Below are 13174 nucleotides of genomic sequence, written 5' to 3'. Positions count from 1 at the left end.
GGGGCGAACTTCCACCCCCGGCCGGGCTACCGCAACCCACCCGCCTTCATCTCCTCCGCGGTCAACGGCGGCCCGCTCAGCGCCGGCTTGAGCGGGCCGGCCAGGGCCGCCAGCAGCACGGACGGGGCCAGCAGCGTCTCCGCCCCCCGCTCCAGGGACGTCACATCCGTCACCCGCCGGGCGATCCGCCCGTTCCCGGTGGCCGTGTGCATCAGTCGGCCGACGTACGCGGCCACGAGTCGCTCCCTGAGTGTGGGGCCGTGCTCCGTCGCACCCGGGTAGAACACGTCCTGGCCGATGGCCATGTCCCAGGCGGCGCCGACCGGGCGGGCCACCGCACGCTGGACGGCGCGCGCCACTCCTGGCGCCGCCCAGCCCTGACGGCGCATCACATTCCGTAGGATCAGGGCGCTTTGGGCGGCGACCGCCAGCCCGTGCCCGTACACCGGGTTGAACGCGGCGAGCGCGTCGCCGAGGACGACGAAGTTCTCCGGCCACACCGGCATCCGCTCGTAGAAGTACCGGCGGTTGACCGTGCTCCGGGTGACCGACACATCGGACAGTGGCTCGGCGTTGTCGAGCAGGTCGCCGATCAGCGGGTGCCGCAGCTCCTCGCGGGCGAACCGGACGAAGTCGTCGGCGTCGGCGGAGGGTTCGCCGCCGCGGGTGCCGGACAGGGTGACGATCCAGCGGCCGTCCTCGATGGGCAGCAGGAAGCCCGCGCGGCCGGGCCGCCCGTCGCGCGGGTCGGGCTGCACGTTGACGACCGGGAAGCCGTCCCGGGCCTGCTCGGGGGCGAGGTAGAGCCGACTGGCGTACGCCAGGCCGGAGTCGACCTCGCGCTGCTGCGGTGCGGGCAGCCCGAGGTCGGTCAGCCACCGGTGTGCCCCGGACCCGCGGCCGGTGGCGTCGACGACCAGGCCGGCCTCCAGGGTGCGTTCGGCGCCGTCGTGCGTCCGGATCCGTACGCCGGTCACGGCAGGGTCCGTGCCGACGGCGCCCGTACCGGCTCCCGTGTCGACGGCTCCCGCACCGACCAGCCCCAACGCCTCGGCCCGCTCGACCAGTTCGATCCGCTCGTCGGCGAGGACCTGCGCGCGGATGGTCGCGTCCAGCAGGTCCCGCCCGGCCAGGATCACATGGTGCGACTCGGGCCAGCGCCGGAACCAGCCCCGCGCCGACAGGGCGACCATGTCCGTCGTGACGGGCAGCCGGTGCGCCCCGGCACCGTGGAGCGCCTCGGTGATCCCGGGCAGTAGTTCCGCCACGGCCCGCGCCCCGCCCGACCACAGCATGTGGGCGTGCCGCGCCTGTGGCAGGCCCTTGCGGGGAGCGGCTCCCTCCGGCAGGACGTCGCGTTCGACGACGATGACCCGGTCCACGAACTCGGCCAGGGCGCGGGCCGCGAGCATGCCGGTATGGGATCCCCCGAGGACGACGGCCGTTCTGGCCCCGGGGGTGTGCTGTTCAGTCATGCGCGAGCTTTCTCTGCCTGGGCGGCCGCGCGGGCGCGTACCGCGTTGATGTCGTCGGGGTGGCGGAGGGCTCGGGACACGGCCTGGATCTCCCGCAGCAGATACGCGGTGTCCGGGCCGGACGGTGCGGCGGCGCTCTCGGCCTCGGGGGACCGCTTGCGGGTGTCGACGGCGTCCACGATCGTCACGGCCGCGGCGAGGGCCTCGGCCCGGGCGGGCACGAAACCGAGGGCCAGGGCCGCGTCGTACGACCGGCCGCGCAGGTCCTCGTCGAGGTGCCGGGACAACTGGAGGAGCCCGTCGCGGATGAACGTCTCGCGGCGGATCAGGCGCAACTCCCCGGTGCCGCGCAGGGCGAAGGGCTCGCGTCCGCCGGTGACGGACCGCATCAGCAGGTAGAGCGGCCGCAGCCGCAGGCGGTGCAGCCGGATCCGCCCTTGCTCGTGCAGGTACTGGCCGGCGTGCGGGATGATGAAGCCGACGGCGACCAGCGAGGCGGAGACGGAAGCGGCCGACGGTGCCAGGTCGGTGCTGAGCCAGTCCAGGTCGTGGCCCAGCCACCGGGCGACGACGGCGGTCAGCTTGGACGCGTCGAAGAACAGGTTCGTCGCGTAGCCGACCCCCAGGAACCTGAGCCCCCAGCGCAGCCAGGCGTCGAGGCCGTCGGTGCGGATCCAGTTCCAGATCAGCCGGGCCGTGACGGCGCAGGCCACGGTGTGCGCGAGGAGGTAGAGCAGGATCATCTCGCGCATGAAGGGCGTGGTGGCGTAGTACGTGTCGAGGTCCCGGAGCCGTTCCACGGGGGCGTCGGCGAGCGCGAAGAGGCTCCACAGGGTGGCCACCACACCCGCGTACACGGAGACGACCCAGCGGGTCGCGCGGCGGGTCGCCGTCGAGTCGTCGGAGAGGCCGTTGCGCCAGGCGATGATCAGCAGCAGCCAGGACGCGCAGAGCGCGGTGATCAGGGAGTACACCCAGGGCGCCGAGATGTTCGGCACGCCGGTGACGCGGTTGGTCCAGGCGATGGTGTTCGGGGCCGCGAAGACGAACACGGCGCAGGCGAACAGCAGCAGTCCGCCGACGGCGCGCAGCAGCGGGTCCCGCCACATCTTGACGATGCTCGGCAGCTTGATCGCCAGGGCGGCGGTCAGGATGACGGTCGGGATCCAGAACGAGATGTACATGTCGCCGAGGAGACCAGAGGGTTCCCGGGCCGCAAGGCCGGTCACGGCGCTGTCCCTCCGCTGTCGCCCCCGCGATACCCCATCGACCGCTGCACCGGCCCGAGCGGCGCGTCCGGCCCGGCCCTCGACAGCAACGGCCGGAAGGCGGCGGCCAGTCGGTGCCCGAAGTCGTCGGCCTCGGCCTCGTCCCGCTGCCGGGAGCCGTCGCGGGCGGCCACCGCGAGGGCGATGTCCTTCCACCCGGGCCGGTCGGCGAGCGCGTGCACGGCCGCCGTACCGGCGGTGTGGTCGTGACCGTGTCCGGCGTGCAGATGCCACAACTCATGGCCGAGGATGACCAGTTGCTGTACCGCCTCGGCCCGCTCCTCGACGATGACCAGGTCGAAGTCCTGGAACTCCACCCACAGCCCGGTCACTTCGATCTCGTCGGGGAACCGCTCGAAGCGCAGCTCGACGGGCCGCCCGCCGCGCCGCGCGCTCATCTCCGCGCACAGCGCGTGGCACACCTCGCGTACGTCGGCCGGGGGGTGAGGTCTGGCCCGTACGGCCGCGCTCAGCTCGGAAGCCAGGTCGCGCATGGTCGAGGCGCGGTGAGAGCGCCGCGACCGCAGCAGCGAAGCGACCCGGGTCGCCCATGTGCGGGCGCCCGCGATGTCCATCGCACCCCCTGTTCCTCCGCCGCTCGGCGGGCCGTTCGAGCGTACGCGTCCCGCGGTCCCGAGTCATGCGATACAGCGACCGTAGTTCAACGAGGAACGAGGCGTGCTGAGGAAGGCCGGGATGCGTTGTCTTTCGGCCGCGGGTTCGTGGGGGCTGGTCGCGCGGTTCCCCGCGCCCCTTGGCGGCGTTGCCGACCCGCCGGTGACTTCGGGACGGTCGCCCAGTCCTCGATCACCTCTCGGAATTCGTGCACTAGGCATTGACTAGAAAGCGCTTGCCGCCTACGGTCCCGTTCGAAGTTACGTGCATAATTCGATATCTCGAACAGTTAGGGCAGGGAATGGGACAACCTGGCCTCAACCGCAGGCAACTTCTGGCCACCGCGGGCGGGTTGACGGTGGCCGGCAGCTTCGGCTTCGCCGCGCTCGGCACCGGTGCCGACGCGCTCGCCTCCAGCGCCGGCACCCGGGTGCGGTACTGGAACCTCTTCAGCGGCGGCGACGGCTCCAACATGATCGCGATGCTGGACGCCTTCCGTAAGGCGAACCCCGGCATCGACGTGAAGGACTCGACCCTCCAGTGGGGCAACCCCTTCTACACCAAGCTCGCCATGGCCGCCGCCGGCAACCGCGCCCCGGACCTCGGCGTCATGCACCTCGGCCGCGTCACCGGCTTCTCGCCCGGCCGGCTCCTGGACCCCTGGGACGTCGACCTGCTCGCCAAGTACGGCGTACGGGAGGCGGACTTCAACCCCGCGCTGTGGAAGCGCGCCGTCATCGACGGCAAGCTCTACGCCCTCCCGCTCGACATCCACGTCCAGCTCTGCTTCTACCGCAAGGACGTGCTGAAGAAGGCGGGCCTGCTCGGCGCCGACGGCCGGATCGTGCCCGTGACGTCGGCCGACGAGTGGTTCGACGTGCTCAAGGAGGCCAAGAAGGCCACCAGGAAGGGCCTGCAGACCATCGGCCTGTGGATCAACGACCAGAACTTCCAGTGGTGGTTCTTCGTCGCCTTCTACACCCAGCTCGGCGGCACCTGGTTCAACGCCGCCCAGACGGAGGTCACCTTCGACACCGACAAGGCCGTCCAGGTCCTTGAGTTCCTGCGCCGCCACGTCACCGACGGGTACGCCGACCCGGGCCTGGGCTCCGTCGGCGCCGAACAGTTCCTCAACGGCGCACCCTTCGCCTGGGAGGGCAACTGGTCGGTGCCGGTCTACTCGGGCGCCGAGCTCGACTACGGCGCGACCCCGCTGCCGCCCGTCTTCGGCAGGCAGGCCACCCACGCCGAGTCGCACGCCTTCGTCCTGCCGCACCAGTCCGACCGCGGCGGCGCCACCAACGAGGCGGCCCACCGACTCGCCGCCTACGTCGTCCAGCATGCCCAGCAGTGGGCGGCCGGCGGCCACATCCCCGCCTACACACCGACCCTGTCCACGGCGGCGTACAAGAAGCTGAACCCGCAGAGCGAGTACGCCTCCGCCATGGACCACCAGGCCACCGAGCCGAAGGTGTGGTTCGCGGGCTCCACCGGCATCCTCGCCCAGCGCGTGGGCCCCATCGTCGTCTCCTCGACGGTGGGCTCGGCGGGGCCGGAGGCCGCGGCGGGCCGGATGCGGAGCGAGCTCACCAAGCTGCTCGCGATGAAGAACCCCATGGACGGCCAGACCGCGGCGCAGGGAGGTACGGCAGCATGATGGCGACCAGCGCCCAGACCGTCATCGCACCGGCGCGCACCAGGAGCACCGCGATCGGCGCCACCCTCCGCCGGGGCCAGGGCTTCCAGCACGGCGGCTGGTTCGTCGCCCCGTTCCTCGCCCTGTTCGCCCTCTTCGTGATCTGGCCGCTGCTGCGCGGCGTCTACCTCAGCTTCACGGACGCCAACATCACGGGCGACGGCGAGAGCTTCATAGGCCTCGACAACTACCGCGAGGCCCTGAAGGACCCCCTGATGTGGGACGCGCTCGGCCACAGCGCGTACTTCACCCTCCTCGTCGTGCCCTGCATCACGGTCCTCGCCTTCCTCCTCGCGATGCTCGCCCACCACATCGAGCGCGGCAAATGGCTGTGGCGCCTGTGCTTCTTCGCGCCCTTCCTGCTCCCCTCCACCGTCGCCGGCAACCTCTGGCAGTGGCTGTTCAACCCCGGCACGGGAATGATCAACCATGTCTTCGGCATCGAGACGCCCTGGCTGACGGACAAGTCGTACGCGATGCTCGCCATCGTCATCACCACCCTGTGGTGGACGGTCGGCTTCAGCTTCCTGCTCTACCTCGCCGCGCTCCAGTCCATCCCCGACCACCTCTACGAGGCCGCCAAGCTCGACGGCGCGAACGCCTGGCACCGCATGGTCCACATCACCCTGCCGATGCTGCGCAACATCACGGGCCTGGTCGTCGCGCTGCAGATCCTGGCCTCGCTCCAGGTCTTCGACCAGGCGGTCGTGATGATGGACTTCGGCCCCGGCCCGGAGAACTCGACCCGCACCTTCGTCCAGTACACCCTCGAAGAGGGCTTCACCAGCTACCGCGTGGGCTACGCCTCCGCGATCTCCATCATCTTCTTCGTGATCATCGCGGCCGTCGCGCTCGCCCGTATGTGGCTGCTGCGCAACCGTGAGGAGGGCGCACGATGACGACCACCAGAGCATGGACGCCGAGCCAGATCATCCTGACCCTCCTCGCCACGGCCGTCTCGGCCGTCTTCCTCGCGCCCTTCGCCTGGAGCCTGTTCACCTCGCTCAAGTCCGAGACCGAGGCCGTGGAGGTCCCTCCGCGCTGGCTGCCGAAGGACTGGACGGGCCAGGCGTGGACGGCCCTGTTCGAGACCGGCAACATCACGAACTGGTTCGTGAACTCCCTGGTCGTCTCCGTCTGCGTGACGTCCGTGGTCCTGCTGGTGAGCGCGCTGGCCGGATACGGCTTCGCCCGCACCGAGTTCCGCGGCAAGAGCGTCCTGATGGGCGTGGTGATGGCGGGCCTGATGATCTCCCCGGCGGTCCTGGGGGTCCCCCTCTTCACCACCGTCCAGCAGATGGGGATGGTCGACACCTACTGGGGCATGATCCTGCCGCAGTGCGCGCCCGCCGCGATGGTCTACATCCTCTACAAGTTCTTCCAGGGCATCCCGCGCGAACTGGAGGAGGCCGCGTTCATCGACGGCGCGGGCCGCTGGCGCGTCTTCTTCACCATCGTCGTCCCGCTCGCCCGCCCCTCCCTGGCGGCGGTTGGCATCTTCACCTTCATCGCCTCGTGGAACAACTTCCTGTGGCCCTACATGGTGACCAACAACCCCGACCTGATGACCATGCCGAACGGCATCGCGACCGTCATGAACTCCTACGGCATCCAGTGGGCCCAGCTCATGGCCGGCGGCCTGATGGCGGGCCTGCCCCTGATCGTCGTCTTCGTCTTCTTCCAGCGGCAGATCGTGGCGGGCGTGGCCCACACGGGGTTGGCGGGCCAGTGAGAGCACACAGAACGCTGACGGCCGTGCTGGCGGCGGCCTTCCTGGCCTTCCTCCCCAACACGGCGCAGGCGGAGCAGCGGAGTTACCCCGCCCCCCGGCCCCTCACCGGCCAGGAGATCATCCACGATCCGACCGTCCTGAGGCTGAAGTCCGGCCAGTACGTGGCGTACTCGACCGGCGGCGTCATCGGCGCCCGCCTCTCCAAGGACCGCGTGCACTGGACGGACGAGGGCAACGCCTTCGCCGAGCCGCCGAGTTGGTGGTACGAGTACAACGACACGGGCGACCCCTGGGCCCCCGACATCTCCTACCGCCAGGGCCGCCACTGGCTCTACTACGCGGTCTCCTCCTGGGGCACCAACCACTCGGCGATCGGCGTCGCGACCTCCCGCTCCGGCCTCCCCGGCACCTGGACGGACCACGGCAAGGTGTTCGCGTCGGAGACGACCGACACCTGGAACGCCATCGACCCCGCGCTCATCCAGGCCGACGGCAGGCTCTGGATGTCCTTCGGCTCGTACTGGACGGGCATCCGCATGGTCGAACTGAACCCGAGAACGGGCAAGGCGCTGGAGAAAGCCCCGGTCCACCACCTGGCGACCCGCCCGGACGCCCCGTACGCGGTCGAGGGCCCGTACATCGTCAGGCACGGCCGCCACTACTACCTCTTCGCGTCGTACGACGCCTGCTGCGCGGGCGTGAACTCGACGTACAAGATCAAGGTCGGCAGATCGACGTCCGTGACGGGCCCGTACACCGACAGCAAGGGCAAGCCGATGCTGGAGGGCGGGGGAGACCTACTCCTGGCAGGCCACGGCAGGTATATCGGCACGGGCGGCCAGTCGGTGTTCCGGGCGAAGGGCCAGGACTGGCTGGCGTACCACTACTACGACGCGGAGGACGAGGGCACGCCCAAGCTGGGCCTGAACAAACTGCACTGGACGGCCAACGGCTGGCCGATCGCCCTCTAGGGGCGCGGGGCTGTGTCCGATATGCGGCTCCGCCGCGCGGGCGCGACCAGCCCCCACGACCCGCAGCCGCCAACGATTCAGAACCACCCCCTTGGAAAGGCGAACATGCACACCGCCCGTTTCACCCTCGACCCCGCCTTCACCATCGGCGAAGTCAACCCCCGCCTCTTCGGCAGCTTCGTAGAACACCTCGGCCGCTGCGTCTACACCGGCATCTTCGAACCCGACCACCCCACAGCCGACGAGAAGGGCCTGCGCCAAGACGTCCTGAACCTGGTCCGCGAACTCGGCGTCACAGCCATCCGCTACCCCGGTGGCAACTTCGTCTCGGGCTACAAGTGGGAGGACTCGGTAGGCCCCGCAGAAGACCGCCCCCGCCGCCTCGACCTCGCCTGGCACTCGACGGAGTCCAACCGGTTCGGCCTCGCCGAGTACATCGACTTCCTCCGCAAGGTCGGCCCCCAGGCCGAGCCCATGATGGCCATCAACCTCGGCACCCGGGGCGTCGCGGAGGCCCTCGAACTCCAGGAGTACGCCAACCACCCCGAAGGCACGGCCCTCTCCGACCTCCGTGCGGCCCACGGCGACAAGGACCCCTTCGGCATCCGGCTCTGGTGCCTCGGCAACGAGATGGACGGCCCCTGGCAGACCGGCCACAAGACGGCCGAGGAGTACGGCCGTGTCGCCGCCGAGACGGCCCGCGCGATGCGCCAGATGGACCCGAAGGTCGAACTGGTCGCCTGCGGCTCCTCCAGCCAGTCCATGCCGACCTTCGCCGAGTGGGAGGCGACGGTCCTCAAGGAGACGTACGACCTCGTCGACTACGTCTCTCTCCACGCCTACTACTGGCCGGAGAACGGTGACGTCGACTCCTTCCTCGCCTCGGCCGTCGACATGGAGTCCTTCATCGAGAACGTGGTCGCGACCGCGGACCACGTGGGCGCGCGGCTCAAGTCGAAGAAGAAGATCAACCTGTCCTTCGACGAGTGGAACGTCTGGTACCTGCCGGAGTGGGAGGAGCACGCCAAGTCGCTGGAGGACTGGCCGGAGGCCCCCCGGCTCCTGGAGGACAACTACAGCGTCATGGACGCGGTCGTCTTCGGCTCGCTCCTCATCGCGCTGCTGCGCCACGCCGACCGCGTCACCGTCGCCTGCCTCGCGCAGCTCGTCAACGTCATCGCCCCGATCATGACCGAGCCGGGCGGCCCGGCCTGGAGGCAGACGACGTTCTTCCCCTTCGCGCAGGCCGCCAAGTACGGCCGCGGCGAGGTCCTGGACGTCCGGGTGGACTCCCCGACGTACGAGACGAAGAAGTACGGCGAGGCCGACCTGCTGCACGCCACGGCCGTGCGCGCCGAGGACGGCACGGTCACCGTCTTCGCCGTGAACCGCAGCCGCACCGAGGCCCTCCCGCTCGAAGTCGCCCTGAGCGGGCTGGACCTGACGAACATCGTCGAGCACAGCGCCCTCGCGGACGCCGACCCGGACGCCCGCAACACCCTCGACGACCCCGAGCGCGTCACCCCGCACCCGGTCGAGGGCACGGCGCTGAAGGACGGCCGCCTCACCGCCGTACTGGAACCGATGTCCTGGAATGTGATCAGGCTGGGCTGAGGGGTTCTGGAGCGGAGACACGCTTCTCTGAGACGCGCGTCTCTGTATTCGGACACGCTCAGCCCGCCCTCAGTTTGATGCCCTAGAGTCCGGTCCCGTCCAGCCATCCCTACCAACCCGGTAGGAAACCTCGGAAAGACGGGACCGGCCGCATGCGCACGCTGATACTGCTCGCCCTCGCCGGCCTCGGGGCCCAGCTCGTGGACGGCAGCCTCGGTATGGCCTACGGCGTGACGTCGACGACGTTGATGCTGGCCATGGGCACCAACCCGGCCGCCGTCTCGGCCACGGTGCACCTCGCCGAGATCGGTACGACGTTGATGTCGGGCGCCTCGCACTGGCGGTTCGGGAACGTCGACTGGAAGGTCGTGGGGAAGATCGGCGTCCCCGGCGCGATCGGTTCCTTCCTCGGTGCGACCGTCCTGTCGAAGCTGTCGACCGACGTGGCCGCGCCGCTGATGTCCCTGATCCTGCTGGGCCTCGGCGTGTACGTCATGTCCCGGTTCACCTTCCGCGGCCTGCCCAAGGACCGGATGGGCCTGCCCCTGCGGCGCCGCTTCCTGACCCCGCTCGGCCTGGTCGCCGGATTCCTCGACGCGACCGGTGGCGGCGGCTGGGGGCCGGTCGGTACGCCCGCACTGCTCGCCTCCGGGAGGATGGAGCCGCGCAAGGTCATCGGCTCGATCGACACCAGCGAGTTCCTGGTGGCGGTCGCCGCGAGCCTCGGTTTCCTCTTCTCGCTGGGCTCGCAGGGCATCGACTTCACGTGGGTCGCCGCCTTCCTCGTCGGCGGGCTGGTCGCCGCGCCGATCGCCGCATGGCTGGTGCGCATCCTGCCGCCGCGGATCCTGGGCTCGGCGGTCGGCGGCGTCATCCTCGTCACCAACGTCCGCACGCTGCTGAAGAGCGACTGGATCGCGGCGTCGGGAGCCACGTCCGCCGTGGTGTACGTCGTCCTGTACGCGCTGTGGGCCGCCGCCCTGGCGTACTCGATCCGCGCCCACCTGAAGGAAGGGAAGGCGGCCGGGACCGAGGCCGCCGAGGAGCGGCAGCCCGTCAGCGCCTGACCGATCGGTCCGGGGGCTTCGACCGATCGGTGTCAGTCGGTGCTGACGCCCACTGTCAAGGTCGCCTTGTAGCCGTCCGAGACGCTGTCGCCGAGCGCGGTCAGGGTCAGCAGGCCGGAGGACGCGCCGCCGTCGTCGTAGATGCCGTCGTTCTCCAGCAGGGTCTCGGGCGTGGTGTTCTCCGTGTACGGCGAGGTCGCCTGGATCTCCGTGTTGATGTCCTGGTCGAAGAAGAGCTGCCCGGTGTGAATGATCTCGCCGCCTGTGTACGAGTCATCGGTGAGCGTCACGTCCGTGTGCACCCGCATATGGACGTGGACCGCGCGTGAGACGTAGTGCCCCGGCCAGATGGACGTGATGCCGCACTGGCCGCTGTCGTCGGTCATCTGACCGCCGCGCAGGAACTTGCCGTTGTCCTCCTCCTCGTGGCCGTTTCCGCCGACGAAGCCGGAGTACTCGCCGAGGTGGTCGCAGTGCCAGATCTCCAGCAGGGCGTTCGCGAGCGGCGCGCAGTCGTTGGAGACGTCGACGACGGTGAAGGTGTACTGAACCTCGAAGCCCTCCTTGTCCTCCCGGATGTCCTCGCGCACGAGGGCGCCTTCGAGGGAGTACGGACCCTCGGTGACCTCGGCGTTGAGGACGCAGACGCCGTCCGTGGCGGAGGTGGAGGCCTCCGTCGCGGCGGTGGTCGACGTGCCGCTCTCCTGGGTCGTGGTGCCGGTCGTGGTGTCGGCCGACGCGAGGCCGGCGACCGCGAGGCCGCCCACCGCGGCGACGGCGCTACCGCCGATCAGGACGCGCCGGCGCCGGACCCCGGGGTCCTTGCGGTGCCGGCTCGGCTGTTGCTCACTGTGTTCCGAGTGGTGCTCTGTGTTTCCCGTCATGTGAAGGAAATTAGGGGCCTGGCTGAGGAACGGCTTAATGTGCGGCTGTGAATGAGCTGGGGATGGATCGCTCAACTCGGTTGTAAATGGCTGGAGTTCACCCTGGCCGACCCTCATGGGGCTCCCTACGATTCCAACGCCTCCGACCTTCACAGGAACCTCACTCTTTCTTCAAAGATTCAACGAGGCGAGGCAGGCCGAACGGATCGAGGCACAGCCACCCCCCAACCCCAGGGAGAGATCCATGGCGCGTAGATCCATAGCACGTAGACCCATGGCACGTGGGCTCCTGAGATATCTGCTGAGCGGCGGCGCGCTGGCCGCTCTGCTCACCGCCGCGCTGCCCGCGCACGCGGCCCCGTCCTCGGCGGGCGGGTTCGACGACCCGCCGCCGGACAAGATCATCATCAAGGTCGCCACGGTGAACGGCTCCGGCTGTCCGCAGGGCACCACGGCGGTCGCCGTCTCGGAGGACAACACCGCCTTCACGGTTACCTACAGCGACTACCTCGCCCAGGCCGGCGGCAACTCCGATCCCACGGCGTTCCGCAAGAACTGCCAGCTCAGCCTGGTCGTGCACGTCCCTGGCGGCTTCACCTACGCCATCGCCAGCGCCGACTACCGCGGCTTCGCCGCCCTCCAGCCCGGCGCGAGCGCCATCCAGCGAGCCTCGTACTACTTCCAGGGCTCCCCGAACACGCAGTTCCGCAACCACCCCTTCAGTGGCCCCCTCAACGACAACTGGCAGGCCACCGACGAGACCGACTGGGCCCAACTGGTCTGGGCGCCCTGTGGAGTTCAGCGCAACTTCAACATCAACACCGAGCTGCGGGTGAACCTCGGCTCGTCGTCGCCGAGCAAGGTCAGCTTCATGACCATGGACTCGACGGACGGGGACATCAGCACGGTCTACCACATCGCGTGGAAGGAGTGCCCGGGCAAGTAGCCCCTGCGTGCGGGGCGCGTGCGTCGCGGGGCGCATGCGTCGCGGGGCGCATGCGTCGGGCCGCGCCCGCTGGATGGCAGCGGGCGCGGCCTGTTCGTCGCTCCTCGGCGTCAGATCAGTTCTCCACCCCCAGGGTCAGCGTCCCCGCGTAGCCGGCCGACGGTGAACTGCCCAGCGCGGTGAGCGTGAGCAGCCCGGACGCGGCGCCTCCGTCGTCGTAGATCGAGTCCTGGGCGAGGGTGGTGCGGGTGACCGTGTTGGCCGAGTACGGCGACAGCGCGGCGACTCTCGTCGTGATCGCCTCGTCGAAGAAGAGCTGTCCGGTGTGGAGTTCCTGGCCGCCCTCGAAGGAGCCGTCGTCGGTCAGGGTGACGTCCGTGTGCACCTTGATGTGGATGTGGACGCAGCGGCCTCTGTACCACCCCGGGTAGACGGTGGTGATCCTGGCGACGCCGCTGGAGTCGGTCAGGATCCCGCCGCGCAGGAAGGTGCCGTTGTCGGGCTCGTCATGGCCGTTGTTGCCGACGAAGCCGGAGTACTCGCCGAGGGCGTCGGAGTGCCAGATCTCGACGAGGGCGTTGCCGAGCGGAGCGCAGGTGTCGTCGTCGACGACGGTGAGGGTCAGCTCCAGCGGGAATCCCGTCTTGTCCTCGCTGATGTCGGCGCGGACGAGCTGTCCGTCGAGGTAGTAGGGGCCTTCGGTCATCTCCTTCGTGAGGGTGCAGACGGCCGCGGCGGCGACGGGGGCCGTGGTGGCCGCCTCGGCTGTGGGGGCTTCAGGCGCGGCGGCGGCGACGGCGAGGGTGGCGGCCGTGGCGCCGGTGGCGATCAGTACGGTGCGGCGCCTGATCCGGGTGGGGGTTGCTGCCTCTGCTGTGCCTGTTGAAGATGAGTCTGTCATGGACA

The 13174-nt window shown here is 69.8% G+C and carries 12 protein-coding genes; 7 read left to right on the top strand and 5 right to left on the bottom strand.

Annotation, left to right across the window (positions count from 1 at the left end; all coding sequences use genetic code 11):
• Positions 1-26: 26 nt before the first annotated feature.
• Genes ACIA8X_RS40410 through ACIA8X_RS40400 form a run of 3 tightly spaced genes read right to left on the bottom strand, consistent with a single transcriptional unit; the run spans position 27 to position 3318 of the window.
• A complete protein-coding gene (locus tag ACIA8X_RS40410) occupies positions 27-1412 on the bottom strand; it encodes an NAD(P)/FAD-dependent oxidoreductase (RefSeq protein WP_393443185.1) in 1386 nt (461 codons plus the stop codon).
• A gap of 59 nt (positions 1413-1471) precedes the next feature.
• Positions 1472-2659 (bottom strand): MAB_1171c family putative transporter, encoded by a 1188-nt coding sequence (locus tag ACIA8X_RS40405; protein WP_393441697.1) that lies wholly within the window; start codon positions 2657-2659, stop codon positions 1472-1474.
• Between the two features lie 41 nt (positions 2660-2700).
• The gene (locus ACIA8X_RS40400; RefSeq protein ID WP_393441699.1) at positions 2701-3318 is read right to left on the bottom strand and encodes a toxin-antitoxin system, toxin component family protein; all 618 of its coding nucleotides are present in this window, start codon (positions 3316-3318) and stop codon (positions 2701-2703) included.
• A 341-nt stretch (positions 3319-3659) separates the two neighbouring features.
• Between ACIA8X_RS40400 and ACIA8X_RS40395 the strand changes: the two genes are divergently transcribed.
• From ACIA8X_RS40395 to ACIA8X_RS40370, 6 genes are all read left to right on the top strand, one after another.
• Positions 3660-5015: an extracellular solute-binding protein gene (locus ACIA8X_RS40395; RefSeq protein WP_393441701.1), complete on the top strand. Its 1356-nt coding sequence runs from the start codon at positions 3660-3662 to the stop codon at positions 5013-5015.
• The gene (locus ACIA8X_RS40390; RefSeq protein ID WP_393441703.1) at positions 5012-5953 is read left to right on the top strand and encodes a carbohydrate ABC transporter permease; all 942 of its coding nucleotides are present in this window, start codon (positions 5012-5014) and stop codon (positions 5951-5953) included. The genes ACIA8X_RS40395 and ACIA8X_RS40390 overlap by 4 nt, the downstream gene beginning before the upstream one ends.
• Positions 5950-6786 (top strand): carbohydrate ABC transporter permease, encoded by an 837-nt coding sequence (locus ACIA8X_RS40385; protein WP_393441705.1) that lies wholly within the window; start codon positions 5950-5952, stop codon positions 6784-6786. Before ACIA8X_RS40390 ends, ACIA8X_RS40385 begins: the two co-directional genes overlap by 4 nt.
• Entirely contained in the window at positions 6783-7757 is a 975-nt protein-coding gene (locus ACIA8X_RS40380; RefSeq protein WP_393441707.1) for an arabinan endo-1,5-alpha-L-arabinosidase, read from the top strand. Before ACIA8X_RS40385 ends, ACIA8X_RS40380 begins: the two co-directional genes overlap by 4 nt.
• Positions 7758-7862: 105 nt before the next feature.
• Positions 7863-9371, top strand: coding sequence for an alpha-N-arabinofuranosidase (locus ACIA8X_RS40375; protein WP_399460396.1), 1509 nt, complete (start codon positions 7863-7865; stop codon positions 9369-9371).
• Positions 9372-9523: 152 nt separating this feature from the next.
• Positions 9524-10438, top strand: a complete 915-nt coding sequence (locus ACIA8X_RS40370; RefSeq protein ID WP_399460395.1) for a sulfite exporter TauE/SafE family protein — start codon at positions 9524-9526, stop codon at positions 10436-10438.
• 32 nt (positions 10439-10470) lie between these two features.
• Here ACIA8X_RS40370 and ACIA8X_RS40365 read toward each other — a convergent pair whose 3' ends face one another.
• A complete protein-coding gene (locus ACIA8X_RS40365; protein WP_399460394.1) occupies positions 10471-11322 on the bottom strand; it encodes an intradiol ring-cleavage dioxygenase in 852 nt (283 codons plus the stop codon).
• A gap of 274 nt (positions 11323-11596) precedes the next feature.
• On the opposite strand from ACIA8X_RS40365, the gene ACIA8X_RS40360 reads away from it, so the two are divergent.
• Positions 11597-12268 carry a DUF4360 domain-containing protein gene (locus tag ACIA8X_RS40360; protein ID WP_393441715.1) on the top strand — a complete coding sequence of 224 codons (672 nt, stop codon included), beginning with the start codon at positions 11597-11599 and terminating at the stop codon, positions 12266-12268.
• A gap of 115 nt (positions 12269-12383) precedes the next feature.
• Here ACIA8X_RS40360 and ACIA8X_RS40355 read toward each other — a convergent pair whose 3' ends face one another.
• Positions 12384-13169 (bottom strand): intradiol ring-cleavage dioxygenase, encoded by a 786-nt coding sequence (locus ACIA8X_RS40355; RefSeq protein ID WP_393441718.1) that lies wholly within the window; start codon positions 13167-13169, stop codon positions 12384-12386.
• Positions 13170-13174 lie beyond the last annotated feature (5 nt).

The organism is Streptomyces sp. NPDC051738 (genome assembly GCF_044453205.1).
Classification (GTDB): domain Bacteria; phylum Actinomycetota; class Actinomycetes; order Streptomycetales; family Streptomycetaceae; genus Streptomyces.
This window is presented reverse-complemented; position numbering and strand designations above follow the sequence as displayed.